Origin of the sequence: Filimonas lacunae, assembly GCF_002355595.1 — a bacterium.
Classification (GTDB): domain Bacteria; phylum Bacteroidota; class Bacteroidia; order Chitinophagales; family Chitinophagaceae; genus Filimonas; species Filimonas lacunae.
Genome location: NZ_AP017422.1, coordinates 7,652,888 through 7,671,105 on the forward strand (window position 1 = coordinate 7,652,888; position 18,218 = coordinate 7,671,105).

The 18,218-nt window shown below is 42.9% G+C and carries 12 protein-coding genes and 2 riboswitches; of the genes, 7 read left to right on the forward strand and 5 right to left on the reverse strand.

The features are described 5' to 3' along the window. Positions 1-21 precede the first annotated feature (21 nt). The 4 genes from metE to FLA_RS30410 all read right to left on the reverse strand — a co-directional run bounded on the left by metE (position 22) and on the right by FLA_RS30410 (position 7,676). Positions 22-2,334: a 5-methyltetrahydropteroyltriglutamate--homocysteine S-methyltransferase gene (gene metE / locus FLA_RS30395; RefSeq protein WP_076379845.1), complete on the reverse strand. Its 2,313-nt coding sequence runs from the start codon at positions 2,332-2,334 to the stop codon at positions 22-24. Between the two features lie 169 nt (positions 2,335-2,503). Next, positions 2,504-2,720: riboswitch (cobalamin riboswitch) on the reverse strand. A 900-nt stretch (positions 2,721-3,620) separates the two neighbouring features. Then, the gene (locus FLA_RS30400) at positions 3,621-6,002 is read right to left on the reverse strand and encodes a ribonucleoside-diphosphate reductase subunit alpha (protein WP_076379698.1); all 2,382 of its coding nucleotides are present in this window, start codon (positions 6,000-6,002) and stop codon (positions 3,621-3,623) included. A 76-nt stretch (positions 6,003-6,078) separates the two neighbouring features. Then, on the reverse strand, positions 6,079-7,044 hold the full coding sequence (locus tag FLA_RS30405) for a ribonucleoside-diphosphate reductase small subunit (protein WP_076379844.1): 966 nt from the start codon (positions 7,042-7,044) through the stop codon (positions 6,079-6,081). Between the two features lie 141 nt (positions 7,045-7,185). Continuing rightward, a riboswitch (cobalamin riboswitch) is annotated at positions 7,186-7,321 on the reverse strand. A 133-nt stretch (positions 7,322-7,454) separates the two neighbouring features. Continuing rightward, positions 7,455-7,676: a cysteine-rich CWC family protein gene (locus tag FLA_RS30410; protein WP_076379697.1), complete on the reverse strand. Its 222-nt coding sequence runs from the start codon at positions 7,674-7,676 to the stop codon at positions 7,455-7,457. 147 nt (positions 7,677-7,823) lie between these two features. Here FLA_RS30410 and FLA_RS30415 point away from each other — a divergent pair, with 147 nt between their 5' ends. The 4 genes from FLA_RS30415 (at position 7,824) to FLA_RS30430 (ending at position 12,704) form a co-directional block, all read left to right on the forward strand. Then, positions 7,824-8,690: a DUF4349 domain-containing protein gene (locus tag FLA_RS30415; protein ID WP_076379696.1), complete on the forward strand. Its 867-nt coding sequence runs from the start codon at positions 7,824-7,826 to the stop codon at positions 8,688-8,690. A gap of 81 nt (positions 8,691-8,771) precedes the next feature. Then, positions 8,772-10,220, forward strand: a complete 1,449-nt coding sequence (locus FLA_RS30420; RefSeq protein WP_084206271.1) for a TolC family protein — start codon at positions 8,772-8,774, stop codon at positions 10,218-10,220. 29 nt (positions 10,221-10,249) lie between these two features. Then, positions 10,250-11,641, forward strand: a complete 1,392-nt coding sequence (locus FLA_RS30425) for an efflux RND transporter periplasmic adaptor subunit (RefSeq protein ID WP_076379695.1) — start codon at positions 10,250-10,252, stop codon at positions 11,639-11,641. Positions 11,642-11,693: 52 nt separating this feature from the next. Then, positions 11,694-12,704 (forward strand): NAD(P)H-dependent glycerol-3-phosphate dehydrogenase, encoded by a 1,011-nt coding sequence (locus tag FLA_RS30430; RefSeq protein WP_076379694.1) that lies wholly within the window; start codon positions 11,694-11,696, stop codon positions 12,702-12,704. Between the two features lie 7 nt (positions 12,705-12,711). Here the strand turns inward: FLA_RS30430 and hemW are convergent, their stop codons facing one another. Next, positions 12,712-13,845, reverse strand: coding sequence for a radical SAM family heme chaperone HemW (gene hemW, locus FLA_RS30435; protein WP_076379693.1), 1,134 nt, complete (start codon positions 13,843-13,845; stop codon positions 12,712-12,714). A gap of 128 nt (positions 13,846-13,973) precedes the next feature. On the opposite strand from hemW, the gene FLA_RS30440 reads away from it, so the two are divergent. From FLA_RS30440 to FLA_RS30450, 3 genes are read left to right on the forward strand one after another with little or no spacing between them, the layout of a single operon-like run. Next, on the forward strand, positions 13,974-14,999 hold the full coding sequence (locus tag FLA_RS30440; RefSeq protein ID WP_076379692.1) for a DUF4271 domain-containing protein: 1,026 nt from the start codon (positions 13,974-13,976) through the stop codon (positions 14,997-14,999). 31 nt (positions 15,000-15,030) lie between these two features. Beyond that, positions 15,031-15,831, forward strand: coding sequence for a uroporphyrinogen-III synthase (locus FLA_RS30445; protein ID WP_076379691.1), 801 nt, complete (start codon positions 15,031-15,033; stop codon positions 15,829-15,831). A gap of 27 nt (positions 15,832-15,858) precedes the next feature. Beyond that, a complete protein-coding gene (locus tag FLA_RS30450) occupies positions 15,859-17,901 on the forward strand; it encodes a thioredoxin domain-containing protein (protein ID WP_076379690.1) in 2,043 nt (680 codons plus the stop codon). The last annotated feature ends 317 nt before the right edge of the window (positions 17,902-18,218 follow it).

The window sequence follows — 18,218 nt, forward strand, 5'->3', positions numbered from 1 at the left end:
CCGCCGTAAAAAAACGTCCTCTTAAGCAACTACCACACCGGCTTTAGCTCTTGCTTTTGCAGCAGCTTCCACCATGTTTTGTAATGCTTGTTTGGTTTCAGGCCATTTGCGGGTTTTTAATCCACAATCGGGGTTCACCCATAAATGTTCTACAGGAATTACATCCGCCGCTTTTTGCAGCAGTTGCTCCATTTCCTGTACGGTAGGTACACGGGGGGAGTGTATATCGTAAACGCCGGGGCCAATTTCATTCGGATATTTGAAATCTGCAAAGGCGTCCAGCAGCTCCATTTGTGAGCGGGAAGTTTCAATGGTAATGACATCTGCATCCATTGCGGCAATGCTGTCGATAATATCATTGAACTCGCTATAGCACATATGCGTATGTATCTGGGTGCTGTCCTCTACACTGCACGACGAAACTTTAAACGCCTTCACTGCCCATTGCAGATAAGCGGCCCAGTTTTCTTTGCGTAATGGTAAACCTTCTCTGATGGCAGGTTCATCTATCTGTATCACTTTAATACCCGCTTTTTCCAGGTCGCTTACTTCATCCCGGATAGCCAGTGCAATTTGCATGGTAGTGGTTTCCCGTGGCTGATCGTCACGGACAAAGCTCCATTGCAATATGGTAACAGGGCCTGTTAACATACCCTTCATGGGTCTGTTGGTCAACGATTGTGCATAGCTGGTCCATTCTACAGTCATAGGCGCTTTACGCTCTACGTCTCCAAAAATAACCGGAGGCTTTACACAACGGGAGCCATAACTCTGTACCCATCCGTTTTTAGTGAATACATAACCTTCCAGTTGTTCGCCAAAGTATTCCACCATGTCGTTACGCTCAAACTCTCCATGCACTAACACATCAATGTTCAACTCTTCCTGCATTCTTACACAGGTTTCGGTCGAAGCTTTAATGGCAGTGTTATAAGCTTCCAGTGTAATACTGCCTTTTTTCAATTGTGCACGTAACTGACGTATATCGGCTGTTTGAGGGAAAGAACCGATGGTAGTGGTAGGAAACAAAGGCAGCTTTAGCAGTGCCTGTTGTTGTTGCCTGCGGCTTGCAAAAACCGAGTTACGATGGGCATCTGCATCTGTAATAGCAGCTACTCTTTCTTTTACATGCGTTTTGTGAATCAAAGGAGAAGTGCGGCGGCTGGCAATGGCTTGCTTGTTCTCGTCCAGCAAGGCGGCGGCACCTGCAGCGTTGGTTGCCAGTTGTTTCAGGGCAACCACTTCCTCTACCTTTTGCTTAGCAAAAGACAACCAGTTTTTAATTTCGGCGGGTAACGCTGTTTCAAAAGAAAGATCGCATGGTACATGCAATAAAGAGCAGGATGGCGCAATCATAATACGATCGGTGCCAATCGCTGCTACTGCTTTCTGAATCAGCTTCAATGAGTTTTCAAAATCGTTCTTCCAGATATTCCGGCCATCAATTACGCCCAGCGATAACTTTTTGTCGCTTTTCGCAAAGTCAGTTGCCAGAATATCATCTAATTGAGAAGAGCATCTTACCAGGTCCAGGTGAATGGTTTGTACCGGTAAACCCAACACAGTGGTCAGGTTTTCGCCGTAACATTCAAAGTAGCTGGCTAATAAAATAGAAATTCGTGGTGTTACTTTAGATAGTTCATTATAGGTATAGACAACGCCCTTACGTTCCGCGTCAGTAAGATTTAAGCTCAGGTAAGGCTCATCAAACTGTATGGTACGAATGTTTAATTCATCCAGCTGCTGCATCAGTTTTTTATAAACAGGTAACAGATTTTTCAGCAGGTCAATACGGTGAAACCCTTCTTCTTTTTCCTTGCCACATAATAAAAATGACACAGGTCCTAATATCACAGGTTTAGGTTGTATCCCTGCCTGGATAGCTTCGCGGCACTCATTTACAATTTTGTCCGAAAGCAGGTTAAACTGCTGGTTGGCATAAAACTCAGGTACAATGTAGTGGTAGTTGGTATCAAACCACTTGGTCATTTCCATGGCAGTAATGTCATAACCATCTTTTTGATAGCCACGGGCCATGGCAAAAAGAAGATCTGTTTCCGGAAACTGCTGTTGCTCTACCAGGGGGTGAAAACGCTCAGGAATGGCGCTTACTGTTAAACACATGTCCAGTACCTGGTCATAAAACGAAAAATCGTTACAGGGAATCAGGTCAATACCTGCCTGTTGCTGTAATAGCCAGTTATGCCTGCGTATCTCTTTTGCAGTTAACTGAAGGTCGCGAAGTGTACTCTCACCAGCCCAATAGCTTTCACAAGCCTTTTTGAGTTCGCGGTGGCCACCAATACGTGGGTAGCCCAAAATGTTAGTGAACATGTTGTTTGTTTTAACGTGAAACAATTCAAACATGCTCTTTGCCAGCAAATGTTTACAGGATAAAAGAGGAGTAGGAGTAAGGACAAGACAAAGCACAGCCCTGCCATATAAAGGGGCTGATTATGCACTTATCAATTACTGACTACGCTTTATATCGTGAAAGCATTCATCATTTACAATAAAAAAGGCAAGTATCCTGGCTTGTTTTCTGTAGAGCGCCTTCCCACTGCGCCATTGCGCACTGTAGTGGCGTGATTGCTGTACAGCCGTTGACAGAGTGTAACCCCATCATCGGAATAAACTTACAGTAGCACGTCTGCCCGTGATTTACACACGGTTCCTTATTAATCCCGCTTTTGGCGGAAACCTTTTACTGAATTGACCTTATAACAAAGAACACAGGGCAAAGGTAGGGACTGGCAGGCAATTAATGGAAAAAGATCATTGGGCCAAAGACATGCAGGCGGCAGAGTATTGGGGCGTATGCTTACCGATACACGAAAATCATACGTATTTGATCAGGAACGAATACCCCGTAAATGCAGTAGAAGCAAGGATCTCTGTTTCAAAAACAGCTGTTAGGTGTGCCTGGTTGCTTTAAAAAGGGAGCTTTCCGAAGCCTCATCCTATAGAGCGAGTTGCTCGCTCTATAGGATGAGCTGCTCGTCTGTTGTGCTGAGCTGCTTGCTCTATAGGATGAGCTGCTCGTCTGTTGTGCTGAGCTGCTTGCTCTATAGGATGAGCTGCTCGTCTGTTGTGCTGAGCTGCTCGCTCTATAGGATGAGCTGCTCGTCTGTTGTGCTGAGCTGCTTGCTCTATAGGATGAGCTGCTCGTCTGTTGTGCTGAGCTGCTTGCGCTATAGAACGAGCAGCTCAGCACAACAGATCAGTTGCCTGTACGTTAGAATACGCGTTGGGATTGAAGGAATCGGTGGCCTGGCAGATGGAATGAGCATAAAAAAAGCATGCTCCGGGTGTCTGGAAGTGCTTTCCCATACCTCGTCCTATAGGACGAGCAACTCGTAAGTGCAAGCGAAGCGCCCGTTTGTTAGAATAGGAGGGCGGAAAGTGCAACTCTGTTTTAACAGTTATTGAGGACACTTGCTGCTGTTGCGCTTTGTTTTTTCTGCTATTAGGCTGACTAAAAAGGTTCAGCTTAAAAAAGTTGGGGCCGACCTTTTTAGGGCCGACAGCTTCTTTTTCTAAAGCTTAGCCTTTGGGATCAGCCCCCAAAAAGGCCCATATCGATAGATATGGGCCTTTGATATTTAGTAGGAGTAGTAAGCTTATGAGCTACAAGCTTCACAGCTGCCATCTATGGGGCAAGCCGCACCGGTAATCTCTTCATCAGAAGCTGGTGTTGCAGCCTGGTTTCTGTTGTTTAAAGGCTGCATTTGCACACTGCCTTGTTTTTCTACAGTAAACTGAACTGCTTGTGCAGCTGCCTGGGTACGTAAGTAGTACATACCGGTTTTCAGGCCTTTTTTCCAGGCATAGAAGTGCATGCTGGTTAATTTAGCCTTGTTCGGTTGCTGAACAAACAGGTTTAATGATTGAGATTGACAGATATAGGCACCACGGTCGGCTGCCATATCAATCAGTGTACGTTGCTTGATCTCCCAAACAGTTTTATAAATTTCCTTGATCTCCTGCGGAATCTCTTCAATAGCCTGAATAGAACCGTTGGCAGAAATAATCCTGTTCTTCATTTCGTCATTCCATAATCCCAGTGCTACCAGGTCTTTTAACAGGAACTTGTTTACAATAACAAATTCGCCACTTAATACACGTCTTACATAGATGTTGGATGTGTATGGCTCAAAGCATTCGTTATTGCCCAGTATTTGTGAAGTAGAGGCAGTTGGCATAGGAGCAATTAACAGGCTGTTTCTTACGCCATGTTGTTTAATCTCCTGTTGCAGTGCGCTCCAGTTCCATCTGTTGCCTGGTACCACACCCCAGAAATCAAACTGGAATGCACCTTTGCTTAGTGGGCTGCCTTCATACGAGCTGTAAGTGCCTTCTACTTTGGCCAGGTCTTTAGAAGCGGTCATTGCGGCAAAATACATGGTTTCGGCAATGTCTATGTTCAGTTGTTTAGCCTGCTCGCTTTCAAAAGGATAGCGCATTAATATAAAGGTATCTGCCAAACCTTGTATACCTAATCCTATAGGACGGTGACGCATATTGCTGTTGCGTGCTTCTTCTACAGGGTAGTAGTTACGGTCTATAATACGGTTGAGGTTTACCGCTGCCTGGTAAGTTACCTCGTATAATTTCTGATGATCAAACTGGCCGTCGATTACAAAACGGGGCAAAGCAATAGATGCCAGGTTACACACTGCCACTTCATCCGGCGCACAATATTCCACTATTTCTGTACACAGGTTGCTGTTGCGGATGGTACCCAGGTGCTGGTGGTTGCTTTTGCGGTTACAGGCATCTTTGTACAGCATGTATGGTGTACCGGTTTCTATCTGTGCATCCAGTATGGCAAACCATAAATCCTGTGCTTTTACGGTTTTGCGGGCCTTGCCTTCCTGCTCGTATTGGTGGTATAATTTTTCAAACTCTTCGCCAAAAGTATCCGCCAGGCCGGGGGCTTCGTGCGGGCAAAACAGGCTCCATTCGCCATTGGCTTCTACGCGCTCCATAAACAGATCGCTTATCCATAAGGCATAGAATAAATCCCTCGCACGCAATTCTTCTTTACCGTGGTTTTTACGCAGGTCCAGGAAGTCAAAAATATCTGCATGCCATGGTTCCAGGTAAATAGCAAACGCACCTTTACGTTTACCACCACCCTGGTCTACATAACGGGCGGTATCGTTAAACACACGCAGCATAGGAATAATACCATTGCTGGTGCCGTTGGTGCCGCTGATATACGAACCGGTAGCACGGATATTGTGAATGCTTAAACCAATACCACCTGCGCTTTGCGAAATACGGGCGGTTTGTTTTAAAGTATCGTAAATGCCTTCAATGCTGTCATCTTTCATGGTTAATAAAAAGCAAGACGACATCTGGGCTTTAGGCGTACCAGCATTAAATAAGGTAGGGGTAGCATGGGTAAACCATCTTTCCGACATCAGATTATAGGTTTTAATCACCTCTTCTATATTGTCCAGGTGTATACCTACTGCCACGCGCATGTACATATGTTGCGGGCGCTCTACCACTTTACCGTTCAGTTTCAGCAGGTAGCTGCGTTCCAGGGTTTTAAAGCCAAAGTAGTCAAAGGCAAAATCCCTGTCGTATATAATAGTGCTGTCCAGCAATGCCGAATGCTTGCTGATTACGGCGTATACTTCATCTTCCAGTAAGGATGCTTTTAGCCCGGTTTTAGGTTCTACATAATTATATAGCTCCCCCATAGTGATGGAGAACGACTTTGTGGTATTCTTATGGAGGTTGCTTACGGCTATGCGGGATGCCAGCAAACTGTAATCCGGGTGAATGGTACTCATCGAAGCTGCCGTTTCTGCAGCCAGGTTATCTAACTCTGTGGTGGTAACACCGTCATAAAGTCCCTCAATTACCTTCATAGCCACTTTAGTGGGGTCTATGAATTTGCTGTTGAGACTGTAACACAGTTTCTCAATACGAGCTGTAATCTTGTCAAATTTTACTGATTCTTTTCTGCCGTCTCTTTTTATAACGAACATAGGTTACAGAATTTTGTGTTAGAGTTATTGGTTTGTTATTCGTTGTTCTCAGCGCTCAATTATTGTTCCATGTATATTAGAAATCCTCATCTGTTGAAAAGATCTCTTGCTCCTTCGAACTATTCACACCCGCTTTCTGGTAATCACCCACTCTTTTCTCAAAAAAGTTGGTTTTTCCCTGTAAAGAGATCATTTCCATAAAGTCGAAGGGATTGGTGGCGTTGAATATTTTAGGGTAGCCCAGTGCAGTAATCCACCGGTCGGCCACAAACTCAATATATTGTTTCATCAAATCGGCGTTCATGCCAATCAGTCTTACAGGTAATGATTCTGAGATAAATTCTTTTTCAATACGCACGGCATCTGTAATTATCTCCGTAACCCTTTCCTGTGATAACTTATTGCTAAGCATGCTATATAGTAAACAGGCAAATTCGCAATGCAGGCCCTCATCTCTCGAAATCAATTCATTGCTAAAGCTAAGGCCGGGCATTAATCCTCTTTTCTTTAACCAGAAAATAGAGCAGAAGCTGCCGCTGAAAAAGATGCCTTCCACCGCTGCAAAAGCTACCAGGCGTTCGGCAAAAGAGCCCTGTTCAATCCAGCGCAGTGCCCATTGTGCTTTTTTAGTAACCGCAGGTACAGTTTCAATAGCGTTGAACAGCTTATTTTTTTCGGCCGGGTCTTTAATATAAGTGTCAATTAATAAGGCGTAGGTTTCTGAGTGTATGTTTTCCATCATAATCTGGAAACCATAAAAACAACGTGCTTCGGGCAGCTGCACCTCGCTCATAAAGTTCACCGCCAGGTTTTCGTTTACGATACCGTCACTGGCTGCAAAAAATGCCAATACATGTTTAATAAAGTGCTGTTCCCCTTCATTCATTCCAGCCCAGTCTTTTAAGTCCTGCGACAAATCAATTTCTTCTGCGGTCCAAAAGCTGGCTTCATGCTGCTTATACATTTCCCATATAGCAGGGTACTTGATGGGTAATAAAACAAACCGTTCCTTGTTCTCCTGTAGTAATAATTCTGTTTCCATAAACCGGGCCATTTATAATATAATCAAATGAGTATCAATATATTTCTTAACCGGGCAGAGTGTAAGATCCTATGACTGTACGGGGGGAATTGTACAATGTTATGGTGTCTAAACTCCGACAAGCTTATGAGCGTAAGGGTTGTCAGTAATATCATTAAGGCCGAGTATCTGACTAATTCCATGCAAAACGGAAAACACAGTTGCGCCACAGCCCGGGAATCTCACCCGGTTCCTCTTTAAAGACGGATAGCATAGTGCCTTAATGTTCCTGCAATCTCGGGCAGAAAACAGGTAATGGGAAAGAAACTTATAAACAGGGTGTGCATACTTTTTACACAATAAACAGAACCCTCACTGCATAGGCATTTGGTAAAAATTCCCCTATTCAAGGGTGAAACATAGAAGGGGCATTACTGAAAATCGGGGAAGAATTTTTCTTTGAATAAGGTGTATTTGTTTTTGAGTTCCCGCATACAACCGATACAAAGGCAATCATTGTATTTCAGTGCAATATGATCGCGTTCGGCTTGGGTAAGGTGTAATCCGTTACACTGACAGTTGCTTACATCGCCTACTTTACATTCAAAGGGCTGCTGGCAGCGGGGACATATTTTGTTTTCATGTATAGGCATTCGTATTGTACTTTAAACCAGGTTAACTGCTATAGCAAATATACACTTCTGCTTCCGGGATGCCACCTGTATAAAAAGGGTTTACCTGTGTTATTAAGAACAAACAAATTCCGTTACTTTCAGCTTTCAACCTTAAAATCTTAACCAATGAATGTAACATTCAAGCGCAGAACTAAAAAAGTAATCATATATCTCACCATTCCTTTCCTGGTATTATTTGTTTTCAGGCTGTCATATGGCTACCTGGTTTCCTCCGTAGAGAGAAACAATTGGGTGGCCGATTCTGATTTCTTTAGCAGTATAGGGGAGTTAAGAAAAAACTATGCATCGGAAAAGGGTGGGAAACGGGTAAGTGCGCCTGATTGGGCCGATAACCAGAAATATGAAAAAACAGCTACGGTACAAACCCGTACTACCAAATTTGATGCAGATGCTGCTGCGGTGGATAGTGCAACCAAACAATTTAGTGCCGTAATACAATACGAGCAAAGTGTGGGAAATAAAGGTAGCCGACAGTTACATTTATCTATTGGTGTAGTACCATCTGCCTTTGATAGTTTTTATACGGCTATTCAAAAAATAGGCACCGTAAAAGAGCGGGAAGTGGTAAAAGTGGATAAAACCAATGAGTACCGCCAGCTGAACGCAAAAAGGGAGTCACTGGAAAAAACACTGGCCTCTTTACAGGAACTGAAATCGGAAAGCGGCGTAATCTCCGACTTTGTTACCCTACATGATAAAATTCTGGAGATAGAAAAGGAATTGCAGGAGTTAGGTGTAGAGTTGGGGAATTTCAATTCTGAAAATGAGTATTGCACTGTGAGGGTGTCTTTGTTTGAAGGTTCGGCAGGAAAAAAGGCCAGCTTTTTTACGCAAACTAAAAATACATTGGAGTGGACCATTCAATATTATACCATTCTGATTGCGGCACTTTTTGGAGCGTGTTGTGCAGCTACCCTGATCGTTCATATTGCTATTAAGCTGAATATTCTGAAAAGCGAAGTACAAAACTGATCATATTCATCCGCAAAACCCGTTCAACTTCCGCTCATCAAGTTTTAAGAAACATGCCGGCTATTCGGTTATTTTTGTTACATGGGAAAGCGCTTACTGATTCTATTGGCTGCTGCAATGCCCTTTGCGTTGTTTGCACAGGAAAAATGGGACCTTCGCCGTTGCGTGGAATACGCGGTAAAAAATAATATTTCTGTTAAGCAGGCCGATGTACAGGCCCGCATTAGTGAACTGCAACTAAAGCAGGCCAGAATGAACCGGTTTCCCAGTCTTGGGTTTTCTACAGGATTGGGGACACAGTTTGGGCGTTCTATTGATCCTACTACCAACCAATTTACTACCACACAATTATTGTATCAGAATTATGGATTGCAGGGGAGTGTACAGGTATTTGGATTTGGACAGCTCAAAAACAGCATTCAGGCCGCCAGATTTAATGCAGAAGCTGCTTTAAAGGATATAGAACGGGCCGCTAATGATGTATCTATGAATGTTGCCACTTATTATTTGCAGGTAGTAGCTTCTAAAGAGCAGATCAATATTTCAGAAGTTCAGATAAAGCAGGATCTGGCACAATATAAGGATACCAAAAGCCGTGTAGATGCAGGTGCGTTACCTGAACTCAACCTTGCAGAAATTGAATCGCAGCTGGCAACAGATAGTATTGCGCTGATTACGTCCAGAGCTACTTTTGAGCAAAACGTGCTTTCTTTGAAGGCACTTCTTAACATAGAAGCAGGAGATGCCTTTGAGGTAGATACGCCTCCTATGGAACAAATTCCTTTGGAAAATATTGCAGATATGCAGCCTGATATTGTATATCAACTGGCTTTAAACAATCAGCCGCTGCAAAAAGTAAATGAACTTAAAATAAAAGGAGCTGAAAAAACAATTGCAGCGTATAAATCGCAATTGTATCCTTCTTTATCGCTGGGTTATAGCCTTACGTCCCGCTTTTCCAGTTCATTGAAGTCTGCTACTAATACGATAGCCGGTTATGATTATTTGCCTTATTTTACGGATATAAATGGCCAGATATATCCTGTGCAAACACCGGTTTATTCCAGTTCTTATTCCCGTAAATCATTTGGCAAATGGTGGGATGGATATGGTTCTCAGCTGGATCAGAATTTTAACCAGTCCATAGGATTCACGCTAAGTGTGCCCATCTTTAATTCAGGCAACACTTATAAAGTCAATTATCAGCGTTCGCAACTGGATTTGAAAACATTGCAACTGCAAAAAGCACAGGCAAATCAGGATTTGCAACAGAATATTTATAAAGCTTACGTGAATGCAACATCGGCAATGCAAAAATTTTATGCAGGTGATAGAAGCGTAGCTTCTGCACAAAAAGCATATGACTTTGCCACTAAACGATATGAAGTAGGGCTATTGAGTTCAATAGATTTACTTACTAACCAGAACAACTTACTTAAAGCCAAACTGCAACAGTTAAGCAACCAGTATGAATATGTATTTCGCATGAAATTGCTGGAGTTTTACAAAGGGCAGGGGCTTAAATTATAATTCAATGATCCTAGAAACTGTTTTTGTATATGAGTAAAAAAGCAATATGGATTATCAGTACACTGGTGGTGTTGGTCATCTTACTGGTAGTTCTTAAAAAAAGTGGAGCGTTGGGTAAGGACGAAGGGACAAAAGTATCAGCGGAGAAGGCTGCTGTACGTTCTATTACAGAAACGGTAACAGCCAGCGGTAAGGTATATCCCGAGGTAGAAGTGAAAATAAGCTCTGATATTTCCGGCGAAATTGTAGAGCTCACAATTGCCGAAGGCGACACCGTGAGAAAAGGACAAATGCTGGCGCGCATTTATGCAGATATCTATGCTTCACAGCGCGACCAGGCAGCGGCTACCGTTTCCCAAACAGAAGCACAGGTAGCTAATGCGAAAGCACAGCTGGGAGCATTGAAAGCTACACTGGACCAGACAGAAGCGGCTTATAAAAGACAAAAAACATTGCTGGATCAAAAGGTGATTTCCCAATCTGAATTTGAGCAGGCATCACAGGCTTACTTTTCTGCCCAGTCCAATTATCAGGCATCAAAGGATAACATTAATGCAAACCTGGCAGGTGTGAGAAGTGCCCAGGCTAGTTTAAACAGGGCCAGTAAAGATGTAAGCAGAACTACTATTACAGCTCCTATGGATGGTGTGGTAAGTTTAATGCTGGTGAAGAAAGGCGAAAGAGTAGTGGGTACTGCACAGATGACCGGTACAGAAATGATGCGTGTTGCCGATTTAAACAGCATTGAAGTACAGGTAGACGTAGGCGAAAATGATATTCCTAAAGTGAAAATAGGCGACAGCGCTATTGTTCAGGTAGATGCTTATAATAACAGGAAGTTCAAAGGAATTGTATATAAAATAGCCAACCCTTCCAGCGCATCTTCCAGCACTACCAGTTCGGCATCTTCTTCAACTACTATCACCAATTACCAGGTGCATATCCGGTTATTGCAGGATAGTTATAAAGATTTGCTGGTGAAAGGCAAGGCTTTCCCTTTCCGGCCTAATATGACTGCCAGCGCCGATATTCAAACCAAAACACATGCACAGGCTTTGTCAGTGCCATTGAATGCGGTTACCACGCGTGATAAAAACAGTGATGATGCGGCAGGGAAAGACAAAAAGGAGAAAAAAGATAATGCAGATAAAGCTAGCACCTCTGGCAATAACGACGACGAAGTAAATAAAGATGACTTGCAGGAAGTGGTGTTTGTGCTACAGCAGGATGGTACTGTTAAAAAGGTGGTAGTGACCACTGATATACAGGATATCAATAATATTGAAATAAAAACAGGCCTGAAGCCAGGTGATGAGGTGATTAGCGGTCCTTATGATGTGGTGAACAAGCAGCTGAAGCAGGGTACTAAAGTGAAAGTAGTTCCGAAAAGTGAGCTGGTTCAGACTTTTAAAAAGAATTAAGACAAATCTCCCTATGTTTGTCGCCTGATTTATTGGTTTAAACAGGCGTGTTATGCAGTTTGGAATAATAGGAAGTGGAAGTTGGGCTACGGCGCTGGCGAAAATATTAACGGATGGCAAACATTGTATTGCCTGGTGGGTGCGTAATGCAGATACGGTGCAGCACATTCGCCAACGACACCATAATCCTCATTATTTAAGCTCTGCTTATTTCGATAACACCCTGCTTAACATGTACAACGATGTTAAGCAGGTGGTTGCCGAATCTGATGTAATAGTAATAGCAGTTCCATCTGCCTATGTACATGATGCCTTGCAGGCTTTGCCCGCAGATGCCTTTGCTGGCAAAAAGGTGGTTTCGGCGGTAAAAGGAATTTTACCTGGCAGCAACCAGCTGTTACATGAATACCTGGCCGAAAAGTTTCAATTAGATATTCATCATTACTTTACAGTACTAGGGCCTTGCCATGCAGAAGAAGTGGCGGCCGAAAAACTTTCTTATCTTACTTTTTCCGGATTAGATGAAAATGCAGCAGCTGAAATAGCGGCTTATTTCCACACTGATTACATTAATACTGTAGTAAATCACGATGTGGTAGGGGCGCAGTACGCAGCAGTATTAAAAAATATTTACGCATTAGGGGCAGGCATTGCACATGGCCTTGAATACGGAGATAACTTTTTAAGTGTTTATATCGCTAACGCAGCCAATGAGATGAACCGTTTTTTACAACGGTCTATCGAACATTACCCTGTTGGTGTAGAACGGGAAGCCATTAACTATACCGCTTCTGTTTACCTGGGCGATTTGCTGGTTACCTGCTATTCGCTATACAGCCGCAACCGTATGTTTGGAAACATGATTGGGAAAGGCTATTCTGTAAAAGCAGCTACATTGGAACTGAACATGGTGGCAGAAGGGTATAACGCCAGCAAGTGCGTATTCCATACCAACCAGCAGTTTGCAGTGGCGATGCCCGTTGCGGCCACCATTTACGAGATATTGTGGGAGCATTTGCCGGCGGCAGAAGGATTTGCTAAAATAGAAGCAGCCCTGGTATAAGCAGGCGCTAACAAAACAAGTCTGCTGCTATACCATCGGCTAAAAATTTGCCTGCATTGGTAATTATAAGGGTATCCTCCTGTTGCAGCATCAATCCTTGTTGTATGTATTTGGCTGCTCCTTTTTTCAGTTGCTCTACCGTTTTTTCGCCCGCCAGCCCCGGTTGAATTTCCTGTATCTTTTTTAAATGAAGCCCCTCCATAGTTCTAAGGCTGGTCATAATATATTCATTCAACTGCTGTTTGGTGGTTAGATACTCTACTTCAAAGGGAACTTCGCCTTTTTCCAGGCTTTGTGTATACAAGGTGTTATTCGCAATATTCCATTGGCGGCTAATGCCGTTAAAAGAGTGTGCGGAAGGGCCCACACCTAAATAATGGGTACCTGCCCAGTAATTGCTGTTATGTTTGCTACGGTAGCCGGGCCTGGCAAAATTGGAAATTTCGTAGTGTTCAAAACCCGCAGCAGTAACCCATTGCACCAGTTGATCAAAATGCCGGCTCTGCTTATCAGTGTCAACATCTTCTTTTTTATGTTGGGCAATCATCTTTTCCAAAGCTGTTTTAGGTTCCACAGTAAGCGCATAGCAACTCAAATGGGGAATGCCCAGCGCTATGGCTGTTTGTACATTTTGTTTCCAATGTTCGTCCGATAAAGTGGGGCCACCATAAATAAAGTCGATGGTGATGTTATCAAACCCGGCAGCTTGTGCCAGTTCAATAGCCGCTTTAGCCTGGGTGGCATTATGTGCCCGGTTCATCCAGGCCAGGTCTTCTTCAAAAAAAGATTGAATGCCTATGCTTAACCGGTTAACGCCTGCCTGTTTCCATTGCTGCAGGTTTTCTGTGGTAATGTCGTCAGGGTTTGATTCCAGTGTTATTTCTGCGTCTGGCGCAACCGTGAATTGTGACCGTATCTGATGTAGCATAGTATGGATAACAGCAGCAGGAAGGATAGAAGGAGTGCCGCCTCCCCAGTATATAGTATGTACTGTATCGTGCAGGTAATTTTTGCGCAAGGTTATTTCGTTAGAAATAGCACTCAAAAGCGCATCCATTGTTTTCAGGTTGGTAGAAAAATGGAAGTTGCAATAGTGACAGGCTTTTTTACAAAAAGGGATATGAATATAAATGCCTGACATTTTACGGAAAATTAATGTTGAGTGATGATAGCCGCAGCTACTTTATAGTGCAAAAGTAATTGAACATCTATCAATAGCCGAATACAGAAGTTGATAGGTTGCACGGGTGTTTATATATTTGTTCACTCATGCTAAAGCATTTCATTTTTATAGCCCTTGTATTGTTTTCTATTCAGGCGTGGGCACAGACCGATTCTGTGCAACGGCGGATTGCTCCGGCGCGGGATACGGTTAAAAAAACAGATACTGCCAGAAAGGCCCCTGCTACAACAGTGCCACCAGTAGCAACATCTGCTACCGATTCCGTAAAGCATAACAGGGCTGCCGATTCTATAAAAATGAAAGCAGACAGCCTTGCTAAAGCGGCTGCCCCAACTATTGTTGCTACTCAACATACAGTAAACTGGCAGGAAGACACTTTGTTTCAGCACCTGTTTAAAAATCCTTACCTGCCTATAGGAAAAACGCCTGTCTTTATGGTATCGGAGTACAAGGTGTTACAGGAGAAAGATCAGCTGTTTTATGTATTGATGGGGCTTTTACTGATTTTAGGGTTTATCAGGGCCAGTTTCCCGAAGTACTTCACTTATATGTTTATGTTGATAAGGCAAACTTCCTTCCGGCAAAAACAAACCCGTGAGCAATTATTACAAGGCCGTTTGCCCTCGCTGATGATGAACTTACTGTTTATTATGGTGGCAGCTATCTACATCAGTATCGTTGCTACACAGAAGAAACTTACCCACATCACATTTTGGTATTTTGTACTATATAGCATGCTGATATTATCAGCTGTTTACTTGCTTAAATTTCTCTTTCTCCGGTTCACCGGGTGGGTGTTCAGAGTGTCAGAAGCCGCTGAAACCTATATATTTATTGTATTTCTGGTGAATAAATTACTGGCGGTGGCACTTTTACCACTGGTATGGTTACTAGCCTATTCTACAGGAGATTTGAATGTAATTGTATTTACAATTTCCACATTTTTAATCGGTATTCTACTCATATACAGGTATATATTGTCGTTAGCAGCAGTGCGCAACATGGTGCGTATTAGTCCTTTTCACTTTTTTATTTACCTTTGTGCCGTGGAAATATTACCTGTTTTGCTGATATATAAGATTTTGTTCAGCAAATTAGGGTTATCTATTTAATATTTTTAATTGTAACCAGGGGAACAACAGCATGGTAAAAAATGGGGCAAAAAGCTTAGGCGCTAAGAAAAGCAGTGCTAAAAGAATATTAATTACCCAGCCTAGGCCAGAAAGCGATAAATCACCATATTTTGAGCTGGCCAGAAAGTATAATGTAGAGTTGTTTTTTCATCCATTCATTAAGCTGGAGGGTATCCCTGCGCGTGATTTTCGCAAGCAAAAGGTGGATATCGCATCGTTTACAGCTGTTATTTTCACCAGCCGGAACGCGATTGATCATTTTTTCCGCACCTGCGAAGAAATGAAGGTGAGTATTAAACAAGACACAAAATATTTCTGCATTACAGAAGCTGTGGCTTTATATCTCCAGAAATTTATCCTCTATCGTAAGCGTAAGGTGTTTTACGGCGCAGATGGTACCAACAAAAGCTTGTTCGACGTTATCAATAAGCATAAGGAAAATGAACGTTTCCTGTATGTGTGCAGCGAAAACCAGCAGGATAACGAAATTGTAAACTGGCTAAAAACGAACAAGTGCGAATTCCAGATGGGCTTTATGTATCGCACGGTGAGTAATGATGTAAAAGAGGTGATGGATAGCCAGCGCTACGACGTTATTTGTTTTTTCACTCCCAGTGGTGTAAAAAGTTTATACGACAACTATCCCGACTTTCAGTTAACTGATACCCATATAGGTGCTTTTGGTAGTAACACCGCCAAAGCAGTTGAGGAAGCAGGGTTGCCGTTGGAAATTAAAGCTCCGGCACCGCAGGCTCCCAGCATGGTATCGGCGCTGGATCAATATTTAAGCAGTCAAAAACTGGCTAAATAAACACATTTAGAGTAGTAAAGAAATATAATGGCTAACCAGCTATTACACGAAACCAGTCCCTACCTTTTGCAGCATGCCCACAACCCGGTTCATTGGTATCCTTGGGGTGAGGAAGCATTGCAAAAAGCGAAAGCAGAGAATAAACCAATACTGGTAAGTATTGGTTATGCTGCCTGCCATTGGTGTCACGTAATGGAACGTGAAAGTTTTGAAAACGAAGAAACTGCGGCATTAATGAACCGCATTTTCGTGAACATTAAAATTGACCGGGAAGAACGGCCCGACCTTGACCATATTTATATGGATGCTGTGCAGGCAATGACCGGCAGCGGAGGTTGGCCACTCAATGTTTTTCTCACTCCCGATTTGAAACCTTTTTATGGAGGTACTTATTTTCCCCCGGTTCGTGCTTTTAACAGAAGCAGCTGGCGGGAAACTATCTCCGGAATAGAAGAAGCCTGGACGCAACGCAGGGATGACATCCTTACCCAAGCCGAAAATCTTACCGCACATTTAGAAAATGCCAACCAGTTTGGTATTAACCGCGCCGGAGCCAAAGAAAACGCTGGTTTATTTACCCGCGAAAGCCTGGAGCAAATGGCGGCAAATGTGTTAACCTCCTCCGACAGAGAATGGGGCGGTTTTGGTAACGCTCCTAAATTTCCGCAATCATTCACCATCCGTTTTTTGTTAAGACATTATCACTTAACGGGTAATTCCGAAGTGGCAGAGCAAGCCCTGCTTACCCTGAACAGGATGATTCAGGGAGGTATTTACGACCAGATGGGTGGTGGTTTTGCCCGCTACAGCACAGATAAAGAATGGTTTGCTCCTCACTTTGAAAAAATGTTGTACGACAATGCTTTGATGATCAGTGCTTTGTCGGAAGCATATGCGCTTACACACCAAAAAGAATACAAACAGGTAATAGAACAAACCCTGCAATTTATAGAGCGGGAGCTGCTGTCGCCTGATTTTGGTTTTTATAGTGCCCTGGATGCAGATAGTGAAGGGGTGGAAGGGCTATTTTATACCTGGCATATCACAGAAATTGAAGCTGCTTTACAGGAAGACGCTGCTCTTTTTTGCGAACTATATAATATTACCCCGGAAGGCAACTGGCACGAGGAGCATACTAATATTATATGGTTACCGGAAAGCCTAGCCTCTTTTGCTACAGAAAAGAACCTGGAGCTATTCTGGCTGGAGCAGAAAGTGGTACAATGGCATCAACAACTGATGGCTATCCGGGCCACCCGCATACGCCCATTGCTGGACGACAAGATTTTGCTGGGCTGGAATGCGCTTTTAAATACAGCCTATTGCGAAGCCTACGCAGTATTAGGGAACACTTCTTACCTGGAAATTGCAGAAAAAAACATGCAATTCCTTGAAAATAAATTACGGGCAGCTGATGGCAGCTGGCAGCATTGCTGGAAAAAGGATGCCAAATTTCCCGCCTTCCTGGATGATTATGCCTACCTGGTACAGGCATATATTAAATTGCAGGAAGTAACAGGTAATTCCGCTTATCTACTTAAAGCTCAGGACATTGTACTTTATTTGCAGGAATATTTTGCAGATGAAGAGTCGGGCTATTTCTATTTTACCCATCGCAATCAAACAGATGTGGTAGTGCGTAAAAAAGAAGTGTACGACGGGGCCACGCCTTCCGGAAATGCGGTAATGGCCAGCAATCTTTATTATTTGTCTGTCATATTTAATAACCAGGAGTGGCAACAGCAGGCAGAGAAAATGATTCAGGCATTGGGGCAGGCCATTGTAAGATATCCCACTTCTTTTGGGGTTTGGGCCATGCTGTTACAGGCTATTGTGCAAGGGGTTCACGAAATAGTGGTGGTAGGAGAAAAAGCACCGGAGATAGTTAAAAAAATAATAACACATTATATACCCATAAAAATTATTCAAAGCAATAGGGGATCGGATCAATTTTTTCCACTATTAGATAATAGGCATGGAAAAAACGATGAAACGTTGATTTTTCTCTGTAAAAACTACGCTTGTGAGGCCCCTGTTACTTCAGTAGAGGAGCTTTTAGATCTCTTGTAATGGTTTTTGTATATAAATGTGATTGTTAGCATAATAAGAAACGGTAAGAAAACGTTAAGAAAAGGCAAAGGTGGGCAGGGCAAGTGGGTGAAAAAAAGTAAGATAGAGAAAAATTGGAAATTTAACAATCCCATAGAATAAACATTAATTAATACCTGAAATGAAGTGTTGGTTTGGCTTTTCCTCCTATATTTACATCATCTGACAAATAAAAGTTTAATTCATATATGGAAAACAAATATTTTTCAGATTTAGTTGTGCAAGTTGCTTTAAAATGCAAATTGCCAAGTAGTAATAGAGTAGTAAAATTTGCCAAT